The 22,229-nt window shown below is 27.9% G+C and carries 19 protein-coding genes; 11 read left to right on the top strand and 8 right to left on the bottom strand.

What is annotated here, in order from left to right:
* The first annotated feature begins 55 nt into the window (after nt 1-55).
* From KQ44_RS09255 to KQ44_RS09235, 5 genes are all read left to right on the top strand, one after another.
* Entirely contained in the window at nt 56-1,438 is a 1,383-nt protein-coding gene (locus KQ44_RS09255) for a hypothetical protein (protein ID WP_096737153.1), read from the top strand.
* Between the two features lie 156 nt (nt 1,439-1,594).
* Nucleotides 1,595-3,421: a methyl-accepting chemotaxis protein gene (locus KQ44_RS09250; RefSeq protein ID WP_240516569.1), complete on the top strand. Its 1,827-nt coding sequence runs from the start codon at nt 1,595-1,597 to the stop codon at nt 3,419-3,421.
* A 103-nt stretch (nt 3,422-3,524) separates the two neighbouring features.
* Nucleotides 3,525-3,728, top strand: a complete 204-nt coding sequence (gene rpmE / locus KQ44_RS09245) for a 50S ribosomal protein L31 (RefSeq protein WP_020004042.1) — start codon at nt 3,525-3,527, stop codon at nt 3,726-3,728.
* Between the two features lie 3 nt (nt 3,729-3,731).
* Complete coding sequence (locus KQ44_RS09240; RefSeq protein ID WP_096737152.1) at nt 3,732-4,700, top strand: site-specific DNA-methyltransferase; 969 nt, start codon at nt 3,732-3,734, stop codon at nt 4,698-4,700.
* A 46-nt stretch (nt 4,701-4,746) separates the two neighbouring features.
* A complete protein-coding gene (locus KQ44_RS09235; RefSeq protein ID WP_096737151.1) occupies nt 4,747-5,448 on the top strand; it encodes a phenylalanine--tRNA ligase beta subunit-related protein in 702 nt (233 codons plus the stop codon).
* A 158-nt stretch (nt 5,449-5,606) separates the two neighbouring features.
* On the opposite strand, the gene purD is transcribed toward KQ44_RS09235, so the two are convergent.
* A complete protein-coding gene (gene purD / locus KQ44_RS09230; RefSeq protein WP_096737150.1) occupies nt 5,607-6,860 on the bottom strand; it encodes a phosphoribosylamine--glycine ligase in 1,254 nt (417 codons plus the stop codon).
* A gap of 199 nt (nt 6,861-7,059) precedes the next feature.
* Between purD and KQ44_RS09225 the strand changes: the two genes are divergently transcribed.
* The 6 genes from KQ44_RS09225 (at nt 7,060) to KQ44_RS09200 (ending at nt 17,524) form a co-directional block, all read left to right on the top strand.
* Entirely contained in the window at nt 7,060-7,944 is an 885-nt protein-coding gene (locus KQ44_RS09225; RefSeq protein WP_096737149.1) for a polyprenyl synthetase family protein, read from the top strand.
* An 87-nt stretch (nt 7,945-8,031) separates the two neighbouring features.
* Nucleotides 8,032-9,885: a 6-hydroxymethylpterin diphosphokinase MptE-like protein gene (locus tag KQ44_RS09220; protein ID WP_096737148.1), complete on the top strand. Its 1,854-nt coding sequence runs from the start codon at nt 8,032-8,034 to the stop codon at nt 9,883-9,885.
* Between the two features lie 552 nt (nt 9,886-10,437).
* Nucleotides 10,438-13,590 carry an efflux RND transporter permease subunit gene (locus tag KQ44_RS09215; protein ID WP_096737147.1) on the top strand — a complete coding sequence of 1,051 codons (3,153 nt, stop codon included), beginning with the start codon at nt 10,438-10,440 and terminating at the stop codon, nt 13,588-13,590.
* 734 nt (nt 13,591-14,324) lie between these two features.
* Nucleotides 14,325-15,221, top strand: coding sequence for a restriction endonuclease (locus tag KQ44_RS09210; protein ID WP_096737146.1), 897 nt, complete (start codon nt 14,325-14,327; stop codon nt 15,219-15,221).
* 66 nt (nt 15,222-15,287) lie between these two features.
* Nucleotides 15,288-16,250, top strand: coding sequence for a thiamine-phosphate kinase (gene thiL, locus KQ44_RS09205; protein WP_096737145.1), 963 nt, complete (start codon nt 15,288-15,290; stop codon nt 16,248-16,250).
* A gap of 95 nt (nt 16,251-16,345) precedes the next feature.
* Complete coding sequence (locus KQ44_RS09200) at nt 16,346-17,524, top strand: acetyl-CoA C-acetyltransferase (protein WP_096737144.1); 1,179 nt, start codon at nt 16,346-16,348, stop codon at nt 17,522-17,524.
* 677 nt (nt 17,525-18,201) lie between these two features.
* On the opposite strand, the gene KQ44_RS09195 is transcribed toward KQ44_RS09200, so the two are convergent.
* From KQ44_RS09195 to KQ44_RS09170, 7 genes are all read right to left on the bottom strand, one after another.
* Nucleotides 18,202-19,134, bottom strand: coding sequence for a hypothetical protein (locus KQ44_RS09195; RefSeq protein ID WP_096737143.1), 933 nt, complete (start codon nt 19,132-19,134; stop codon nt 18,202-18,204).
* Nucleotides 19,135-19,290: 156 nt separating this feature from the next.
* Complete coding sequence (locus tag KQ44_RS09190; RefSeq protein WP_096737142.1) at nt 19,291-20,037, bottom strand: helix-turn-helix domain-containing protein; 747 nt, start codon at nt 20,035-20,037, stop codon at nt 19,291-19,293.
* A gap of 32 nt (nt 20,038-20,069) precedes the next feature.
* Nucleotides 20,070-20,351 carry a hypothetical protein gene (locus KQ44_RS09185; RefSeq protein WP_240516568.1) on the bottom strand — a complete coding sequence of 94 codons (282 nt, stop codon included), beginning with the start codon at nt 20,349-20,351 and terminating at the stop codon, nt 20,070-20,072.
* 152 nt (nt 20,352-20,503) lie between these two features.
* Nucleotides 20,504-20,632, bottom strand: a complete 129-nt coding sequence (locus KQ44_RS15415; RefSeq protein ID WP_276307037.1) for a hypothetical protein — start codon at nt 20,630-20,632, stop codon at nt 20,504-20,506.
* A 55-nt stretch (nt 20,633-20,687) separates the two neighbouring features.
* Nucleotides 20,688-20,960: a Smr/MutS family protein gene (locus tag KQ44_RS09180; RefSeq protein WP_096737141.1), complete on the bottom strand. Its 273-nt coding sequence runs from the start codon at nt 20,958-20,960 to the stop codon at nt 20,688-20,690.
* Nucleotides 20,961-21,030: 70 nt separating this feature from the next.
* Nucleotides 21,031-21,417, bottom strand: a complete 387-nt coding sequence (locus tag KQ44_RS09175; protein WP_143277859.1) for a hypothetical protein — start codon at nt 21,415-21,417, stop codon at nt 21,031-21,033.
* Nucleotides 21,418-21,482: 65 nt separating this feature from the next.
* The coding region (locus tag KQ44_RS09170) for a hypothetical protein (protein ID WP_168171267.1) at nt 21,483-22,229 on the bottom strand (747 nt) is incomplete at its 5' end.

Raw genomic sequence — 22,229 nt, 5'->3', positions numbered from 1 at the left:
TATTTTTACTTTTTTCCGATAAACTATTATAGTAGTATTTTTAAGGTAATGACGTATGAAACATAGAATATTATTACTTTTATTTATAATTATCAGTTGTTCTAATATATTTGCCCAAAATGATAACTTTTTGGATACAATTATGTTGGATCAAATTAAAAGAGTTTATCCTAATGATAATGTGGTAGCTCCGTCTAGTTATGTTATCAGTATGAACTTTGATTTAAATAGATATAGATTAAATGAACCTATAACTATGGAAATAAAGATATACGCTAAAAAAGGAACTGTAAGTTTTACAAACTCTATTAATCCTTTCAATAATTACAGCTTTACAGTTTATGATAATTACAATAATCCAGTAGTATCATCAGACAATTATACTTTATGGAAATATAAAAATGAAAGAACTTTAGATTCTTCAAAAGACAGAGTGGTAACTCTTAATGAAGGAGAGAGTTTTTCATATTATGTAGATTTAAACAATTGGTTTTATTTCAATAAGACTGGAAGATACAGAGTAGAATGCAGTTTTAACCCTATGCCAGAAATAAGCGATAATTTTTCTATGAAAGCAGATACAGCTTATTTCTTATTAGATAATGCTAGAACCTATCAGCAGCAGGGAAATACAGCTCCTTATAATGTTGTAACTAATCTTTCGCAGTTAGAACAGTTTTCACCTTATAATGTTGTATCTAATACTTTATTTTCTATGAAAAATAGAGATTGGACTAATTATTTCAGCTATATGCATATGCCTTCTATAATAAGTATAAGCCAAAGATATTATGAAGCATACAGAAATAATTATAGCAATAGTTATCTTGAAGACTTTACAGATACTGGAGTACGACAAAAAGCTAGAACATTGAGCTTTGAATCATTTTTAAGAAACCAGTTTTCTGACAGCATAAGTGCTAATATGCTAAGAACTAATTTTGGAAATAATTTCTTAAATAATTTAGAGATGGCTTATAAATCAAGTAATATAAGAGAGCTTGCCATAAGATTTGATATTCTTTACAGAACTTCTTTACCTGAGGATAGAAAAGTATTATTTGAAGAGTTTAAAAAATATTTGGCTTCAGCTTATGACAGACAGGTAAGAAATAGTTTTACAGCAGAACTTCAAAGAGATATAATAGCTACTAAAGATGCTAAATTAAAAAATCATTATACTGCTATTTTGAATATGATTAGAAATGAATATGATCCTGCTGTAAATTATACTCTATTAAATTACACTATTGATAAAATAACAATTACTCAGGATTATGGTTTGCCTAGAGCAGAAATTGAAACAAGACTTTATCATAGATATTTTAATGCTGATACAGGCGATGTTTATGATCCTGTTATAAGAAGAACATTTATATTAAGACAGTTGGGGCAATATTGGTATATAGTTAATTATTATGATACTGTTGTAAATTAAAAAATATTTTATAAAGAAAATAATTATAAAAAGAAGCAGTAATATTTTATTTCTGCTTCTTTTATTTTTTATATAATGTGCTATGTATATAAAAAATAATATTGATTTTTTGTAAACTTTGTGCTATCTTAAAATTATTATTTGAGGATATTTATAATGCTTAATAAGAAAAAGTTAGTTTTGATGATGAAATTTCTCATTCCATTTGCTGTATTCTTAATAATTATATATTTTATTATATCCTTTGTATATAGAAATATTTATATAAATTCATTTGTAAAAAATAAAACATTTAAAGCTATAAGTATACATGATTTGATAGAATCAAAATTGAGTAAGGTTAATAATGTAATTGATGTATTAGATTCTTATTTACAGATTCCAAATCTTCCTTATGAATATTTTGGATATTCTATAACAAATATATCAAAATTGAGTGATGATTATTTGAATATCTATTTTGGAGAAACAATTCCGTATTCAAAAGGCGGTATTTTTATAAATTCATTAGAGCCTTTTTCACTAGATTATGATCAGACTTCAAGAGGCTGGTATAAATCTGCTATAGCTAACAATAGAAAGGTTTATATAACTGATCCTTATATAGACTATGCTACAGATAAAATATGTATAACTTTTGCCAAAGCTGTATATACTAATAATAATCAATTAAAAGGGGTTGTCGCTATAGATTTCTCTAAAATGAATGATATAGTTCAAAATGTTATTTATGAAGAAAATGTTAATTTAGTAACAGTAAATGGAATGTTTATTAATAATATAGATGAAAATAAAGTATTAAATGAAAATCAGAAAATATTTGATGATACTAATTTTCAGAATATAAAGACGTATATAGAAAATAGCGGAAATTACACTAACATATCTAAAAATAATTGGTATATAGTAAAAAATTTAGAAACTGTGCCTTGGAGTATAGTTCTTTATGGGGATTTATCATCTGTAAAACATCAATTATTCATACTTATGGTATTTTTGCTTTTTGTCATGTTTATCATTATGATATTAGAAACCTCACTTGTTATTGTAATAGTAAATCCTATTTCTTCTTCCTTGGAGGATGCAATAAAACATATAAAAATGATGAATGAAGGTTATTTTAATAGTAAATTCGACGAGAAGATGCTTTCTAAAAGTGATCAAACAGCTGAGCTATATAAAAATATAAAAAGTATGCAGGATAATATAGGAAAAATAGTTTATAACTTAAAAGAAAATATAAATAACATAAATAGTTCTGTTGATACCATAACTTACGGCAGTAATAATCTATCTGACAGAACTATATCGCAGGCATCATCATTAGAAGAATTATCAGCTTCTGCAGAGAGTTTATCAGTTTCTTTGAAAAATACTTCCAATAATACAGAAAATGCTAAAAATATGAGTTTAGAAGTTTCCGATTCTACTTTAACAGGGGTTAATGCTGTTAACATTATTGCAAATAATATGACAGAAATTTCTGATTCCAGCAAAAAAATATCAGAAATAACAAAACTTATTCAATCTATAGCATTTCAAACTAATATACTAGCTCTTAATGCCTCAGTTGAGGCAGCACGTGCGGGGGATCAGGGTAAAGGTTTTGCTGTTGTAGCAAGTGAGGTACGTTCTCTTGCTCAAACTGTTAATGAAGCTGCTAATAATATTACATCTATAGTAAATGAAAGTATTGATAAAATAAAACATGGTAATGAATCAGTTGCTCATTCTATAGAAATATTAAATAATATATCTTCATCCGCCAGAAATGTTGCTGATATCCTAACAGAAATAAGTACAACTGCTATTAAGGAGCAAAACAGTATAATGCAGATAAACGAGGCACTCAATTCATTAAACTCAATTACTCAGGAAAACTCATCTATAGCTCAGGATAGTGCTAATTCCAGTAATGAAGTAAAAAGTATGACAGAAGATATAGTAAAAGATATAAACTATTTTAAGTTTGATTCTAAATAAAACAAATTTATTTTTGAAGCTATTGCAAAAAGACTCATTTTGTATTATAATATATTTTCACTATACAATAATGATAATATTTTATTTTTAATGGAGAAGAAAAATGAAAAAAGATATACACCCTCAGTACTTTGAAACAGATGTAAACTGTGCCTGCGGAGCTAATTTTAAAATACATTCCGTTCAAAAAAGTTTACACGTAGATATTTGTCATAACTGTCACCCTTTCTTTACAGGTAAACAGAAAATTCTTGATACAGCTGGAAGAGTTGATAAATTTAAAAAACGTTATGGCTTAAAAAAATAATTTATGAAGCAAAACCGTTCGTCTAAAAATAAAACTATAATTTTAGATGAAAATGATGCAGAAAAATTTTCTCAGCGTTTAATTTCTTTAAAAGAAAAAACTAGTCTTGATTCAATTCTTAACAAGACAATTTATAATGATTTTTTTGAGTCTATAAATTATCTTCCAGATAATTTTATAGACTTAGCTATTATAGACCCGCCTTATAATTTAAATAAAGATTTTGGAAATCTTAACTTTAGAAAAAAATCGGATAATGATTATAGTCAGTATATAGATTCTTTTATAAGACTAATTATACCCCATCTAAGAAAAACAGCTTCTATATATGTGTGCTGCGATTTATTTTCAAGTTCTGCTGTATATGATGTACTTAGTAAATATTTTATTGTACGAAATAGAATTACTTGGCAGAGAGAAAAGGGAAGAGGGGCTCAGTTTAATTGGAAAAATGCTCTGGAAGATATATGGTTTGCTACGGTATCTAATAATTATTATTTTAATATAGATGCTGTAAAGATGAAAAGAAGAGTAATAGCTCCCTACAGAGAAGAGGGTAAACCAAAAGATTGGCAGGAAACTGAGGAGGGTAAATTTAGATTAACGCACCCTTCCAATTTTTGGGACGATATAAGTGTACCTTATTGGTCTATGGCTGAAAATACTACGCATCCAACTCAAAAGCCTGAAAAATTAATAGCAAAATTGATACTGGCAAGCTCAAAAGAAGATGATATAGTCTTTGATCCTTTTGCAGGAAGCGGTACAACTCCTGTAGTTGCAAATAAATTAAATAGGAAATATGTATCTATAGAAATGGATAAATATTATGCATTGCTTACCGAGTATAGATTAGAAAAATCAAATATTGATAAAAATATTCAGGGATTTGCTGATGGGGTATTTTGGGAAAGAAATACTTATTCATATTTAAAGTCATTAATGACAAAAAGCAAAAAAGATAACATTTGATAAAAATATTAGCTTCAATCTTATAATATTTAGGAGTTTATACAATATGAAATTTATAATTGAAAATAAGGTATTTGAAACTTTAAATAATCTTTGTGTTGCTGTAATTGCAGCTAAAAATATTGATAATACTAAAAAGATAGATGATATTTCTTCTATGCTTGAAAAGAATATTTTGAACGCTGAAAAAGATTTTGATAATATAAAGGTAAAAGAAAGCGAATATATAAAATGTTACAGAGATGCTTTTCAAAAACTTAATATTAATCCCAATAAATTTATGTGTTCAATAGAGGCATTGCTTACTAGAATATCAAAAAAGAAAGGAATGCCTCATATAAATTCTGTTGTTGATTTGGTAAATGCCGTATCAATAAAATATAAACTTCCTATGGGGGCACATGATTTGGATTCTATGAAAGAAGATTTTTATATAAGATACTCAAAAAAAGGAGATATTTTTATTCCTTTTGGAGAAACTGAAAGTGAAGAAGTCGATGAGAATGAATTAGTATATGTTTCTTCTAATGATGTAAGAACTAGAAGATGGATATGGAGACAAAGCGAACATGGAAAAATTGTTGAAACTTCTTCAAATATAATATTTCCTATAGATGCTTTTATAGGTATTAATGATGATAGGGCTATAAGTGCCAGAGATGAACTTAGTTCTTTACTTTCTAAATTCTTTAATTGCACTTTAGAAGTAGGAATGATTAATGCAGAGAATAATTATATAGAGTTTTAATTAAAAAATGATTGTACTGTCTTTTTTTAAGTATTAATTAAATATTTATAGATAGTAGAACTAAATAATTTAAAATGGTGTGAAATAAATTTAAATGCTTGGTACTTATATTTTTTATTCATCAGCGATAAAAGCACCAAGCATTTTTTATTTACTCTCTATTTTATTAATCCAATATCTTTTCTGTAATATTTATCTTTAAAATCTATTTTCTCTATATCTCCATAAGTAAGTTTTCTAGCCTCTTCTAAAGTATCAGCAATATTAACAACATTAAGAACGCGTCCACCGTCAGTAACAATATTATTATTTTCATCTATTTTAGCACCAGCAATAAAACACTGCCCCTTTATGTTTTCAATGCCTTCTATTTTATATCCTTTGTTATAACTAGCAGGATATCCTCCTGATGCCATTACTACACAGCATGCATGTTTATTTTTCCATTTTATATTCAAACTTGATAAATCTCTTTTCATAGCTGATTCTATAATAGACAAATAATCCGTATCTAAAAGCTGAAGTACTGCCTGAGTTTCAGGGTCACCCATCCTCATATTATATTCAAGCAAGTATACTCCTTTTTTTGTTATCATAAGCCCAAAAAATATAATTCCTGCAAATGACATTTTTTCAGCCTTTATTCCTTTAAGTGTGGGTTCTAATATATCTTTTATGAATAACTCTTCTGCTTCTTTTGTGTAGTATGGATTAGGTGCTATAACCCCCATTCCTCCAGTATTGTTTCCAGTATCATTATCACCTATCTTTTTATGATCTTTAGCGGATATAAAAGGTATTATAACATTGCTGTCAGTTACTGAAAGTATAGATGCCTCAACACCTTCTAAAAACTCCTCTATTACAATTTCATCTCCAGCTTCTTTAAATATTTTTTTAATCATTATATCTTCTAAAGCATTTTGAGCTTCTTTTTTATCTTGGCATATTAAAACGCCTTTACCTAAAGCAAGTCCGCTTGCCTTTATAACTATAGGATAACTGCATTTATTTAAATATTCGTTTGCTTTATTATAATCATTAAATGTTTCATATTCTGCAGTTTTTATACCATATTTTTTCATAAAATTTTTTGAATACGCTTTAGAGCCTTCAAGTATGGCAGCATGTTTGTTAGGTCCGAATATTTTAAGACCGTTTTCCTCAAATTTATCAACTATTCCGTATACGAGCATCTCTTCACTTCCTACAATAGTTAAATCAATACTTTCTTTTTTGGCAAAATTTAATATTTCATCTATAGTAGAAATTTTTACATTTTCACATTTTTTTTCTCTATGAGTTCCAGCATTTCCCAAAGCACAATATATTTTTGACACTCTATCATTTTTACTCAAATTATTACAAATGGCATGCTCTCTGGCACCTGCTCCTATAACAAGTATTTTCATGATTTTATCCTTTATATTAATAATAGTAGTAGAAGTTTTTATTACAATTTTATTTATCAGATTTATTATACTTAAAATATAAACTTTGTCAAAGAGGCTTTAATTATTATTAATGCTATTTATCCACTTTATTTTTATTCTTTACATTTTTGCTTATTGCATTATAATAAAAGAAATCATTAAAAATTAGGATAAAACAATGAATCTTAAAGAATATATGAATGTAAGACTTAAAGATATTAATACAGATATTGAAAATATATTTGATAAAAGCGATATTGAATTAGAAAATAGCTTTATAGAAATGCTTAAATATCCTCTTGATGCAGGCGGTAAACGATTAAGACCTATACTTACCTGTTTGGCATGCGAACTTTTTGAAGGCGATTATAAAAAAGCTATAATACCTGCTGTATCATTAGAAATTATACATACATATTCTTTGGTTCATGATGATTTGCCTGCTATGGATAATGATGATTTAAGAAGAGGCAAACCTACAACGCATGTTAAATATGGTGAGGCTAATGCTATACTTGTAGGTGATGGGCTTTTAACTCATGCTTTTCAATTACTTTCTAAAGCAGATGTTAAAGACAGTACTTTAAGAAAACTTTTATTTGAATTAAGCTATGCTGCTGGAATTAACGGAATGGTTATGGGGCAGTTTATAGATTTATATTATGAAGAGAAAGATATTAATTTTGATATGCTTAAAGTTCTTCATGCTAAAAAAACTGGTGCTATGATTAGAGGAGCTGTAAGACTTGGAGCAATTTCCTCTGAAAATGACAATGATATAGAAAATATAACAAAATACGGTGAGGCTGTAGGGCTTGCTTTTCAAATACAGGACGATATACTTGATGTTATTTCCGACAATAAAACTTTGGGTAAAACTGTAGGTAAAGATGAAAAAGAAGGAAAACTTACTTATGTTAAGCAGTTCGGACTTGAAGGAGCTAAAAAAGAGGCAGAGAAAGTAACAGAAAAAGCCATTGAATATTTAAAGCCTTATAAAGATAGTGAAGCTAAAAATATTTTAATAGAATTAGCAAATTATATAATAGAGAGAAAATCTTAAAAATATTTAAATAAAATACATTTTATCAAGTTCTTTGCCTAACTCTCCGATAAAAAAATAATAAAAATAAAATTTATATAATACATTATGAACGAAATCAGAAAAATTAATTTAGAAGCAATAAACAAAAATATCAAAGCATATCCTTATGACTTTATTAATATTCTTAATAATGCAAAACAATCAGATATCACTTTAGAGATAATAGAAACAAAATCTCAAAAAACATCTGCTAAAGTTATAAAAAATGGAAAGCAGATACTTCTTCATAGTGCTTATGACCCGATAAAAGAAGCTAATACTTTAATAAAAGAAATTGAAAACGATGAGGATTTGGATTTAGTATTTATATTCGGTATTGGGGCTGGATATTTGATTAATGCTGTAAAAAAACTTAATGTTGCCATTGCTGTAATAGAGCCTGATATCAATTTTTTCAGCACTTTGATAGACAATTTTAGATTAGATAAAATACTTGAAGACAGTAAAATAACTTTCTTTATAGGTTCAAATGATGATGAGGATATAGAGAAGTTTATATCTATAACTACAACAAAAAAAGTGAAGTTTTTTGTTACAAGGTCTTATACATCGCTATTTGCTGAAGAGGCTAAGCATTATCAAAGTAAAGTTCTTTCTGTAGTAGATAAAAAAATTATAAATATAAATACTATTTCAAGATTTGATAAACTATGGGCTTATAATATAGCTTCTAATTCAGTTGAAATTGCCACTCATTACGGGGTTAATAGATTTTTTGATAAGTATAAAAATATACCCGCCGTTATAGTATCAGCTGGACCTTCACTTGAAAAAAATATAAGAAAATTAAAAGAGATGAAAAATAAAGCCATTATAATAGCAGTTGATACGGCAATGAAGCCTTTGTCATCGCATGGCATATCTCCGCATTTTGTTATAACTATTGATCCTCAAAAGAAAAACTCTAAATATTTCAGAAATATTCATTTTGAAGATACAGTCTTAATAGCAGAGTCCTCAGTTGACCATGAAGCTATAGAATCATTTAATGGCTCAATATACTTTATAGATTCAATATTCCCATTAGCAAAATACTTTATGAAGCCTTTAGGAAAAAGAGGCGACATAACTATGGGAGGAAGCGTTTCTACTGCGGCATATGATTTCGCTGTGAGAATTGGTGCTAATCCTATAATAATGGTTGGTCTTGATTTATCTTTTCCTAATCATCAGACACATATAAAAGGAAGCTACCATGAAGAAAATTTCTTTACTGAGATAGGAAAGCTAGATTCTTATGACAGCAGAATATATAAAGTTCTTGTTGCGGGTAATTTGAGAGAAGAGAAAAATATATATGGTGAGAGTGTATTTACTGATTCAAGATTTGATATGTACAGAAACTGGTATGAAGCTCAATGTACAAGTAACAGTAATATAAAATTTTATAATGCCACAGAGGGCGGTGTTATAATAAAGTCAATGGAGAATATCACTCTTCAGGAACTTATTGATAAGTTTGATAATATTAATATACAAATAGATAAAAATGATAGAAACATAGAAGACAAAACAAAAATACTAGAGGTCTTAAAAAATGGTTTAATAAATATAGATAAAGAAATAATATCATTAAAACCATATACTGAAGATGCAATTAATTTATGCTATACAATAAATGATGAACTTTCAAGACACAGAAAAGTAGACAAACTTATTTCAAAACTAGATGAGGCTGATATGAAAATACTTAATATAAGTAAAGTTAATGAGTTTTTGGGTATTACTATGCAGAAAACTATTAAGACTATAACAGAGGGCTTTGAGTTTAAAGATGAAACTATGAATAAAGCTATACTTAGTTCTTTTAAATTATACGAAGCTATGAAAGACAGCATTGATTTTAATCATTATATAATAGAACGTGCTTTGATAAAGATAAATAAGGAATTAGAATAAAATTATAAATTGAATATATACCTAAACAACTATAATTTGTCAAAAAATAAATCTTTAAATTTTAGTATTTGTGGAGACTAGCCCTGTCGTTCAGCACCCCAGTTCTTTTGTTGACACAAAGAACCAAAAAGACTGCATTTGACGAAGTCCGCATTTAGGTGTAGCCAAAATTTCTAGCATTGCCATACATTTAATACATATCTTTAAAATATAAAGTTCTAGTAATTGCGTTTTTCGCGAAGCGTGATTTTTGGCAAAAGCTTTTTTATGCGGTGAAAAAGTTGATAATTCTATATAATGTATATTAGTTGATAAAATTAAATCGTTCCAGTATATATAAATAAAATTAGTTTTGAAACAAGACTATAAAATTGATAAATATAATTGTTTAGGTTATAATTATTTATTATACACTGTATATAAATACAAAATTTCAGCATATAAAATATATGTTTAAAACTTTTTTTTATTTTATTCGTCTAAAGAGTAAATAAATAATGAAATAAAAAATAGATTGTATGCTATATATTAAATATTAGGGGTGAAAAGCGAATGAGAAATTTTATAGAATTGGTAGTAAAAAGACCCGTGGCGGTTTTTATGTGTATGATAGCCGTATTAATATTAGGTTTTGTAAGTTTAAGTAAATTAGCAGTAGATTTCTTGCCAGATATGGAGCTTCCTTATATAACTGTAAGAACAGAATATGAGAATGCAGGACCAGAAGAGGTGGAAAAATCGGTAACTAGAATTGTAGAAAATGCTGTTGCTACAGTAAGCGATATTAATACTATAACTTCTACTTCACAAGAGGGTGAGTCAAGCGTATTTATAGAGTTTAACTGGGGTACTGATTTAGCTGTTGCTACTGCAGATGTAAGAGAGGCAATAGACGGAATAAAAAATTCTCTTCCAGATGATGCAGATAGTCCTACAGTATTTAAATTCTCTACCGATATGATGCCAGTTATGGAAATAGCCTTTTTCGGAACAGATAATTTAGGAGCATTATACACTTTAATTGATAATCAAATATTAAATAAAATAGAGCAGGCTTCAGGAGTGGCAAGGGCAGAAATTAGAGGCGGACTTAAAACTGAGATGAAAGTAGACTTGGTTTTAAATAGACTTCATGCATACGGAATAGATATTAATACAATAGTATCTCTCCTTTCAAGTGAGAATCAAAACCTATCAGGCGGTGAAACTTATGAGGGAGTTTATAAATATACTTTAAGAACTATGGGTGAGTTTACTACAGTAGAAGATATAGAAAATACTGTTGTAGCATTAAAAACAAATGATACTCCTATAAAATTAAAAGATATAGGAAGAGTTTATCAGGGATACAGTGATGATTCTGAAATAGTAAAGATTAACGGTATGCCTGCAATATCAGTATCTGTCAATAAAGAGTCTGGAGGAAATACTGTTAATGTATCTAAAGCAGTTCAAAAACAGCTTGCAAATCTTACTCTTCCAGAAGGCGTAGAATACGAGATACTTTTTAATAATGCAGATAATGTAAATGAATCTATAAATGGGGTTCTTGATACAGCTTGGCAGGGCGGATTATTTGCAGTTATTATATTAATGCTTTACTTATGGAATATAAAAACAGTTTCTATAATAGCTATTTCTATTCCTATATCTATAATAATCACATTCACATTAATGTATTTTATGGGCATTACGTTAAATATTATCTCATTATCAGGACTTGTTTTAGGTATAGGTATGATGGTTGATAACTCTATTGTAGTTTTGGAAAATATATTTTATTATAGAAATAACGGATACGGTAAATATTCTTCAGCTATAAACGGTACTTCTTCTGTGGCATTAGCAATATCAGCTTCTACACTAACAACTATAGCGGTATTTTTACCTTTTCTTTTTGTAGAAGGACAGACTGGACAATTATTCAGAGATTTATGTATTACAGTTACAGTTTCTATGATAGGATCATTATTTGTAGCTCTTACAATAGTTCCTATGCTTGGTGCTAGACTTGTAACAAATAAAAAAACTAAGTTCTTAATACCTATAGAAAATTTTGTTAATAAAAACTTTCATGATAGAGTTAATAATTTATATTCTAGAGTGCTTCACTATTCTATAAAAAATAAAAATAAAGTATTAATTTCTTCATTGTCTGTTGTATTTGTAATAATAGCATTAGGTTTAACTTTTATAGGTAAGGAGGGATTTCCTACTTCAGATGAAGGTCAGTTTAAAATAGATGTAGAAATGCCAGTAGGAACAAAATCAGAACAGACACAGTCCTTTGTAACTAGAATGGAAAGCGATATACAGAATCTTATAGGAGAAGATTTTGACAGAATGCAGTCAAGGGTACAATCAGGTTCTGATGAAAATAAAGCAGAAATAAGAGTGCAATTGAGAGATAAAAGCGATGGGAGAAAAAAATTGGTTGATGAATATATAGAGTTTACAAGAAATGCACTAGTTTCTTATCCTGCACAAATTAATATAGCAGCTATAACAACTTCAGCAATAAATAGCGGAGGAAGAAATGGCGGAACAGGGGGAAATGAAATAGAGATAGAACTTGTAGGCGATGATTTGGATAAGGCTACAGAAATAGCTAATAATATTATAAATGTAATATCAGATATAGAAGGTATAAGAGAGCCTAGATTAAGCAGAGATGACTCCAATCCAGAACTTAAAATATATGTTAATAGAGAAATAGCTGCCAAAATGGGTATTAATGTAAACACTATAGCAAATATTATTAAAACAAGTTTTGCAGGTACTACTGCTACAACAATGACCCCAGCCAATTCTGATGTTACAGATATAGATGTTAATGTTCAGTTGGGAGAGCCCGACAGATTAAATATAGACGACATATCAAGACTTATGATACCTACTACAAGCGGCATAGTTCCTATATCTTCTATAGCCACTGTTGAAAAAAGCTATGGACCTACAGAGATAGAGAGAAAAGACAGTACTAGAATAACAACTATAAAAGCCTCAGGATATAATAGAGCCTTAAGCGAAATAATGACAGATGTACAGGAAAAAATAAAACAGGAAGTATTTATTCCTTCAGGATTTAATATTAATTATACAGGCGATTTTGAAGATATGAATGATGCTTTCTTACAGCTTCTTCAGGCTTTGATATTAGCATTGGTATTAGTTTATGCTATAATGGCAAGTCAGTTTGAATCTTTTATAGCACCTTTTGTTATAGCATTAGCAATTCCTTTTGGCTTTGCAGGTTCTTTAATAGCACTTTTTATAGGACGTCAAACTTTAAGTGTATATAGCGGAATAGGATTTATAGTGCTTATAGGTATTGTAGTAAATAACGGTATTGTACTTATAGACTATATGAATCAGCTTATGCATGAAAAACGTATAAGCGGAGATGAGGCAGCATTAGAATCAGGTCCTAGACGTTTAAGACCAGTACTTATGACAACACTCACTACTATACTGGGACTTTTACCTATGGCATTATCAGGCGGAAGCGGAAATGAAATGTATCAGCCTTTATCTTTGGCTATACTCGGAGGGCTTTTATTATCAACAGCATTTACTCTTGTTATAGTACCTACAGTTTATGCTGCTATAAGAAATAAAATACCTCTTAAAGACTATGAGCAAAAAGATTTGGAAAGCAGAGATGATTTTGCAAATTATGATACTATAAATGCAGCTGGTAAGTGATTTATAAGTTTTTTATTAAATTATTTTGAAGGCTTTACTATTATTAATAAATAATTAGAATAATAGTAAAGCCTATTTTTATTAATACTTAAAAAAATACACTAAAAATTTTAAGTCTGTTAAAAATTGTTTTTTTATGTTTTTAATATTTTCGGGTACTAGCCATGCTAAGCACACAGTCATGCCTGCTCTGCATGTCGACGGTCCACATGTGGCGTGTGCGGCAAAAAAGTTTATAATTCTGTATAATGTGCATCAATTGACAAAACAAAATTGTTCCAGTATATACTAAAAATTTTTAAGTTTGTCAATAATTAGTTTTTATATTTTTATTATTCTTCGGGGGACTATCCTCCGAACCTCCACTTCTTTTGCTGTCTAGGCACCTACTCGGTGGTGACCCAAAGAAGCAAAAGGACTGCATTTTTTAACTAAAATATAGTTAATACATTTTAAACTTATCTTATTAATGCTAAATAATACTTTATACTATTTATAAGTTATCATTACATCTATAAATAATTAAAATTTGGCAAATAATATTTGTTTAGGTATATACTAAAACTCCGCCTATAAAATAAAAACATTAAAAATTAAAACAGTATCATCACTTATTTTGAATTTTGAAACAAGTAATTAAAAAACTTCTAAAATCAAATATGCCTTATTGTAAAAAACACCTTATTAAAGTATGATTTTCTGTAATTTCTGTAATATAGAGGAGTTTTTTAATTATGGCACTTTTAAAATATAGAAACTATGATAAATATGTACTAAAATTTTTTTATGAAATAAATAAACCAATGCATAGAAAAGATACATATGATAAATTAAAAGAGTATACAAATACATCTGATGAAGATTTCAATATGATAACTAAAAATGGTTATAATAAATTTAATTCGAGAATTCACTGGTCTTTAGTTGTATTAAAAAAAGCTCAGTTAATAGAAAATGTAGATAAGGGAGTTTACCAAATAACTGACTTAGGTAAAAAATTCTATGAAGAAAATCCAAACTTTGACTTCAAAACTTTAAAAGAAAAAACACCATATTTAGAAAACAGCAAAAACAATTCAAATAATGATATAGACGAAATAGAAGAGATAGAAGAAGATGAAAACAGAAACGAGATAGAAAAAAGCATTGAAGAGTATTATGAAAGCGTAGAGAAAGATATACTTGATAGGCTTCAGTGTATGGGAGAGAGTTCTATTGATAAAGGCACTAAATTTGAAAATATATGTTTGGAACTGCTTGAAAAAATGGGTTATGGTAGAAAGTATAGAACAGGAGGAAGCGGAGACAGAGGAATAGACGGCACTCTTACTATGGATAAATTCGGTTTTGATATTATAGGTGTGCAATGCAAATGCTATAAAGAAAATAATAAAGTTAATGATACTGAAATAACAAAATTTGCTCATGGTCTTAAAAATGTAAATGGCATAAACAGAGGAATATTTATAACTACTTCCGATTATACCCCGCAGGCAAAAAAGGTTGTAGAAGAATTAAAAGATGTAAAAATAATACTAATAAATGGATACAGACTTGCTAAATATATGCGTGAATATGAGGTTGGAGTAAAAGTACTTGAAACTAGAAATATTTATGATGTTATAATTTAGATATTATAATTTAAAAGTTTTTAGCATATGATATAATAAGTCAAACTTAAAAATCGGAAACATACTATGGAAGAGTTCAAACTTATAGAAAAAATAAAAAAATTAACAGAATATAAAAACACAAATAATCTAAATATAGGCGATGACTGTGCCGTTATAAAAGATATAAGCCAGTATAAAGATGTTTTGGTAACTTCTGATATATTAGTAGAAAATATACATTTCTCTTTAAAATATTACTCTTTTTATGATGTAGGATATAAATCCGCTCAGGCAAATATTAGCGATATTATATGTAAAGGTGCTTACCCAAAAAATGCATTCGTATCACTTTCAATACCAAAAAAAATTAATGATGAAAATATACTAGAATGGTACAAAGGTTTTTTAGATGCATGCAAACCTTATAATATAGAAATATCAGGAGGAGATACTACAAGCTCTAATGATTATTTTTTTATATCAATAACATTGATAGGCATTATAGAAAAAAATAAATCTATACTCAGAAGCAATGCTCAAATAGATGATAATGTTTATGTATTAGGCTTTGTAGGAGAAAGTGATTTAGGACTTAAAAAACTTTTGGAAGGCAATTATGATTATAACGATCAAAGTATAAAAACTCATTTAAGACCGATGCTTTTTTATGATAAATGGCATGAAATTATATCTAAATATAAAATAAACTCTTCTATAGATATAAGCGACGGACTTTTGCAGGACGTTTCTCATATTGCTGAGAACTCTAATAAAACTATAGAAATATATGAATCTTCTAATTGGTTTTTAGTTAATAGATTTTTTGATAAAGAAACTTCAGAAAGCAGACAAAATAAAGTATTAAAATCCATTCTTACTGGCGGGGAAGATTATGCCGTTATTTTCACTTCCAAAGATGAAATACCTGAAGAAAATAATTTAATAAAAATTGGTAAGGTAAAAGAATATTCTAAAGACTTTATAAAGTTTATAGATAGTAATAATAAAGAAGTACATTTTGATTCATTGGGTTTTGTGCATTATTAAATTATTATAATAAAACCATAAATAAACTTGTAATATATCTTTTTAATTACTATACTATAATGCAATAATATTAAAACATTTTTTAAGGAGAAAATATGAGAGAAATAGTTATAGCCAGTGCGGTTAGAACACCTGTAGGTAAATTTTTAGGCTCATTTTCTAATACATCAGCCGTTGAATTAGGAACTATAGCAGTAAAAGAGGCTTTAAAAAGAGCAAATATAAAAGCAGAACAGGTTGATGAAACTTATTTCGGATGCGTTATACAATCAGCCCTTCTTCCAAATGTTGCAAGACAAGTATCAATAAATTCAGGTATACCTGTAGATAAGCCTGCATTAACAATAAATATATTATGCGGTTCTGGACTTAGAGCAGTATCAATGGCTGCACAGATGATTAAAGCTGGAGATGCTGATGTAGTTGTAGCTGGAGGTACTGAAAACATGAGTATGGCTCCTTATACTTCAACAGGAATGAGAATGGGGGCAAGAATGGGTGAAACTAAGATGCAAGACACTCTTTTAAATGATGCTCTCATTTGTGCTTTTGAACATTATCATATGGGAGTTACTGCTGAAAATATTGCAGAACAGTGGGGCATTACAAGACAAGAGCAGGATGAGTTTGCATGCAGAAGTCAGAACAGAGCAGAGGCTGCAATAAAAAGCGGAAGATTTAAAGATGAAATAGTACCTGTTACAATAAAAACTAAAAAAGGCGAAATAGTAGTTGATACTGATGAACACCCTACTTTCGGTACTACTATGGAAACTTTAGCTAGATTAAAACCTGCTTTCAAAAAAGATGGTACTGTTACTGCTGGAAATGCTTCTGGTATTAATGACGCGGCGTCTGCTTTGGTGTTAATGTCAAAAGAGAAGGCAGAAGAATTAGGAGTTAAACCTATGGCTGCTATTTTGGGCTATGCTACGCATGGTGTTGAACCTAAAATAATGGGTATAGGACCTATAGAGGCAAGCAGAAAGGCTTTAAAAATGGCTAATCTTAAAGTAGAAGATATGGAATTAATAGAAAGCAATGAGGCATTTGCTGCTCAGTCTATTGCCGTTGCAAGAGAGTTAAAGTTCAATATGGATATAGTTAATGTTAATGGCGGAGCTATTGCTATAGGACACCCAATAGGGGCTTCAGGTGCTAGAATACTTACTACTCTTTTATATGAAATGAAAAAAAGAGGAAATAAAAGAGGACTTGCAACTCTTTGTATAGGCGGCGGTATGGGGACTGCTTTAGTTGTAGAGATGCAATAAATTATATAAAATTTTATAACAATATAAGGGTTAAAGTTTAATTGCTTTAGCCCTTTTATGTGCAAATTTAATCTATAAATATATTATAAAATCAATAAAAATATAATATATCTTGATTGTTTCTATATACTTAAAATATAAGCTATATTATATATTTTTCAAAATTTATTATTTTGCTTAAAATTAAATTTCCATTAAGGTTTCTTACAGAATACATATCTATTTCTTTAATAAAACTATTATCTCATTGGTATATATACTAAAAATTTTTAAGTTTGTCAATTTTTGTTGTTCTTTTTCCTGCTGCAAAAAGAACTTATATCCTCGACAAGCTCGGATACACTTCGCGAAAGTGCAAGTATTGAAATTATTATCAAATCGTACTAATTAAGTATTACATGTATGATAAATTACTGAATTTAGATAATATATAGCCTTTTTGCTTCTTTGTGGCACACCGAAGGCGGAGAGCGTTACAAAAGAACTGGGGTCTGTGGCAAATCCCTAGATATTAAAAACAAAATATTATTCTATTTTTGACAAACTATATTTGTTTATGTCTATATATTTTTAGAGCGTGTTCAACGCGTGGTAAAATAAGTTTATAGATATTAAAAAACCTGCCTCATAGCTAACTACAAGACAGGCTTTTATTATTGTAATTGATTTAATTTATATTATTTCCAAGTATTGTTTTTTAATATTAAGGTAATTTTCATTCCTGAAGTTGTTATAAATGAAGATGAACTATCTAAAGCATATCCTGTTTTTAAGCCAAATTTGAAAGTTATAGCTAGATTTTTATTAGCTCCTGTAATAGAAGTAGTTACACTATTATAATCTAAAGTTAATCCTGCTAATGTTTTAAAAGATGATGATTTCTCTATTTGACTTTGTAAATCATATTTTACTGATGAAGCAGAAAATTGCTGGTTAGTATATATATACTCACTAGTAGCTGTAAAACTGCTGCCTGAAGATGTTAAACTAAAAGTAGAAAAATTAAATTCAGCTCTTGGAATTATTCCATCAATTACTGTAACTGTTCCTGATGTACCAAGGGTATTAATCATATTTTCTATTTCTTCTTTAGTTATTATTTTTACTGGTATAACAGTAAGATCTATATCTACATTTTTAGTTGATTCGCCATTTTTAAACTCAAGAGTTACTGTATATACTGCTTTTTGAGTTTTTGGAGATGCTTTAAATTTATTAACACCTGTACTTGTTAATGATACTGATATTTCTTCACCATTTTTAATATATGATGGTACTGATAAATCACTTGCAGATAAATTAACATCAGTAATAGTACCTGTTCCTTTTATAGTTATATTTGCAATTGTTACACTGCAGCTTGCATCTGAAGGGGTAATACTGAATTTATACGCTGCTTGTTTTTTTACTTGAGAGTAAGATGCATCTGTATCAACTTCTATTATATCATGCTCATATCCGAGAGTGTAGGAATTCTCAGCTACATAAAAATAATTATCCGTAGGATAATCAGTATCAGGGTTTGTACTTGAGTTGGCTGAATTTCCGCAGCTTACAGCAAAAATTACTGCTGTTAGAGATAAAATAATTTTAATAACCATTTTCTTCATTTTGGTTGCTCCTTAAATATTTTTTTATTTATAACAATTAAAGATTTTTTATAATCTTTAATAAGTTATCAAGTGTTTAAAGCATATCTATTCATATTAAATATATTTGCTCTTTATTCAATATTATTAATCAATAAAGTGCTTACCTCATTATGGTTAGGTATGATTTTTATTTTCGCTTATGATACTGTAAAACTGTTTAGAGAACTTTTTTCTGTCAAAATAATTATTATCATAAGAATTGTATAAACTTAAAAGTATTAATGATAACAGCAATATGCTTGCTTCATCAGTATTTAAATTACTCTTTTTATAATCATTTAATATAGTGTTTAAATAATTATCATTAAAAGTGTCTTTAAAATCAGCGTCATTGATATTAAATATTTTTTTCACTTCAGTGCATATAGAACTTACAAGCTCATCTTCTATATGATGTATGTTTTTTACAATATCTTTCATCTTCATAAATAACTCTTTGTTTTTTATTATTTTTGATAAGAAAAGTATTTCAAAAGATTTATTTTCAAAAATAATATTTTCTATCTCTCTTATCTCAAGTCCGTATGATTTTAATTTTACTATCTCCCTTGCAATATCAAGATGCTCCATTATGTAGTATCTGCTTTCTGTTCTAATCATTCCTTTTTCTACTCTGTATGCTGGAAGAAGCTCTTTATTATCCCATTCTCTTAATAAATTAATGCTCATATTCTTTATATTATTTTTTTCAAGAAGTTTTAAAAACTCTCCTATGGACATTAATCTTTTTTTGCTCCTTAAAATAAATGAATATTTTGGCAAAGTGCATTTTTTGCTTTTTATAAAATAATGCAAATCAGAATGGTTTATATCCCTTTTAGCATTTGTATCTATATTATTGTTTTCATCTCTTCTAGCCATTTTATATTTACCTTACTTGTATAAAGTCAAAATTAAAAAGTTATAATCATAGAGCCGTTAGCTGTTTTTTTATTTAATTTATATTGATAGCCTAAATATTTATATTTTTCAGCTTGTCTTAAAACAACATATTTCAAAATAGGTTTGTTGTTCTTACTATGAAGCCTTCTCCCAAATACCACCTCCATATTAATACCTAAACTGTTTCCAAATAATATTTTTAATATGTATAATATCTTTAATAAATTTGTGAAATGAGTTCTCACTTCTTTTGCTCTTTTTCCATGCAAGTCAATAAATAAGTAAATGTTCATTATACAATTTCCTTAAATATTGTTATTAATTTTTTTTATACCTAGCTATCATTAGATATAAACTTTTTTATACTAATTTTAATTCTTTATAATTTTTTCACCGCCCCAAACTAATAAATAATTTGAGGCAGTACAGAAGAAATAATTAATTATTATTTCTTCTGATTAGGGTTCATCTGTTTTCCTCTATTGCCTTGATTCTTGTCATAGGTAATATTTGTTCCAGATTTACCTTTGTTGGCATTTGAAATGTCAGCATTATGATTTGGTTTTTTACTCATAATTAACTCCTTATATTAATTTTTATATAAAAAAATATTTCACTTTTATATACTATTACTGATTATATAATCTAACTATAATTGAACCTCCTAAAGTTCTTTTTCTTAAGAAGTATTTTTTTATGTGTCCGATTTTTTTGTATTTTTTTACTACTCTTATAACAACATGTCTTAAAATTGGCTTATTATTTATACTGTGCAAACCTCTGCCGAATACAATCTCTATGCTATTAGAAAAATTATTATTAATTAATGTTTCTAATATATTTATTAATTCTAATTTTGTTTCTTTGGCACTTTTGCCATGAAAATCATATTTATTAAGCATAGTTTTCCTCTATTAATTATTAATATGTATATAAAAATAGGTTTTTATACGTTATGCGGTTTTTATTTTATTAAATTACAGTGTCAGTTTTATTTAAGAATTTTCTGACATATTCTTTTTGATCTTCGCTTCCATCATTTAATATACCCCTTAGTTTTTCTTTTATATAATCATAATCACGCCAGCGTTCATCGAAATCTATTAATTTATTACTAAATACCTTCTGAGCCTCATAGAAATTATCGAGTCTTATATAGCATAAGTATTTATATATATCGCTAGGTCTGCCTGAATTTTCAAAACAATTCAAAGCCTCTTTATATTTTCCAAGTTCGTACAAACTCTTTGCTTCGTATTCTTTAAAATCATAACTATATTCTGATTTTAAAAGCTCTGTAATTGAATATGCTATTTTCATAGTTTTTTCATATAATCCTTCTTCAAAATTTTTATTCAATATATCTTCACAAATATATCTTAAATACAATTTTTCAATTTTTTCCAAAGAATTAATATTATCTTTTATGTAACTTTCTCCATTGTAGTTTTCAAATAGTTTTTCAAGACTATTGATAACATTATCTTTTTTTCTCTAGTCAAAGAATAAAAACAGCAGTCAATCATAGCTAAAAAATAAAATCTTTCATTTCCTAACTTTTCAAAAGATACAATTTTTTCATGCAGATAATCTATATCTATAAATAAAGCAGATATGATAATATTATTTTCCTTTCCATAATATTCAGTCAATTTTCTGTATGTAGTACATAGTTTTTCAATGTATTCCATATTATTATGATCTGAATTATTTAATTCATATTTATAGTACAGCTTTATTTCATCTAATATATTTTTATCTGAATCACTAGCTTTATTATATGACGTATCAATATTATAAAGTATAGATTCTTTTAAGCTATTATCATTTGCCTTGCGGTATTTATTATATTGATACTTAGCCAAATAAACATAGCCTTTATATGAGTTTTCATTGACTTTCAAAGCCTCTGAAAATAATCTAAATCCTTCATCATAATTTTCAATAGAGCATTGACATATACCTATATATATCAATATTTCTTCTTCATATTTTATATAAAGTGCTTTATAATAAAACTCTAAAGCCTCTTTATATAGATATTTTCTAAGCATGTTATCTGCTTTTTCTCGGTACATATCTTTTATAAATACATACTTATGCCAAATAGCTTCAGTGAATATTCTCTTTAATTCAGCTTCAGATTCATATCCTTTTTTCAAATACTCAAA

The sequence above is a fragment of the Brachyspira sp. G79 genome, assembly GCF_002379365.1.
In the GTDB taxonomy this organism is placed as follows: Bacteria; Spirochaetota; Brachyspiria; order Brachyspirales; family Brachyspiraceae; genus Brachyspira.
Note: the sequence above shows the minus strand (reverse complement) of the source record. Positions and strands in the feature narration are given on the sequence as shown.

Coding starts and splice junctions, on each gene's coding strand:
- KQ44_RS09215 (WP_096737147.1), top strand. CDS start 10,438: ATGAGAAATTTTATAGAATTGGTAGTAAAAAGACCCGTGGCGGTTTTT.
- purD (WP_096737150.1), bottom strand. CDS start 6,860: ATGAAAATACTTGTTATAGGAGCAGGTGCCAGAGAGCATGCCATTTGT.
- KQ44_RS15415 (WP_276307037.1), bottom strand. CDS start 20,632: ATGAGTAAAAAACCAAATCATAATGCTGACATTTCAAATGCCAACAAA.
- KQ44_RS09235 (WP_096737151.1), top strand. CDS start 4,747: ATGAAATTTATAATTGAAAATAAGGTATTTGAAACTTTAAATAATCTT.
- KQ44_RS09225 (WP_096737149.1), top strand. CDS start 7,060: ATGAATCTTAAAGAATATATGAATGTAAGACTTAAAGATATTAATACA.
- KQ44_RS09200 (WP_096737144.1), top strand. CDS start 16,346: ATGAGAGAAATAGTTATAGCCAGTGCGGTTAGAACACCTGTAGGTAAA.
- rpmE (WP_020004042.1), top strand. CDS start 3,525: ATGAAAAAAGATATACACCCTCAGTACTTTGAAACAGATGTAAACTGT.
- KQ44_RS09180 (WP_096737141.1), bottom strand. CDS start 20,960: ATGCTTAATAAATATGATTTTCATGGCAAAAGTGCCAAAGAAACAAAA.
- thiL (WP_096737145.1), top strand. CDS start 15,288: ATGGAAGAGTTCAAACTTATAGAAAAAATAAAAAAATTAACAGAATAT.
- KQ44_RS09220 (WP_096737148.1), top strand. CDS start 8,032: ATGAACGAAATCAGAAAAATTAATTTAGAAGCAATAAACAAAAATATC.
- KQ44_RS09240 (WP_096737152.1), top strand. CDS start 3,732: ATGAAGCAAAACCGTTCGTCTAAAAATAAAACTATAATTTTAGATGAA.
- KQ44_RS09185 (WP_240516568.1), bottom strand. CDS start 20,351: ATGAACATTTACTTATTTATTGACTTGCATGGAAAAAGAGCAAAAGAA.
- KQ44_RS09210 (WP_096737146.1), top strand. CDS start 14,325: ATGGCACTTTTAAAATATAGAAACTATGATAAATATGTACTAAAATTT.
- KQ44_RS09190 (WP_096737142.1), bottom strand. CDS start 20,037: ATGGCTAGAAGAGATGAAAACAATAATATAGATACAAATGCTAAAAGG.
- KQ44_RS09195 (WP_096737143.1), bottom strand. CDS start 19,134: ATGAAGAAAATGGTTATTAAAATTATTTTATCTCTAACAGCAGTAATT.
- KQ44_RS09250 (WP_240516569.1), top strand. CDS start 1,595: ATGCTTAATAAGAAAAAGTTAGTTTTGATGATGAAATTTCTCATTCCA.
- KQ44_RS09255 (WP_096737153.1), top strand. CDS start 56: ATGAAACATAGAATATTATTACTTTTATTTATAATTATCAGTTGTTCT.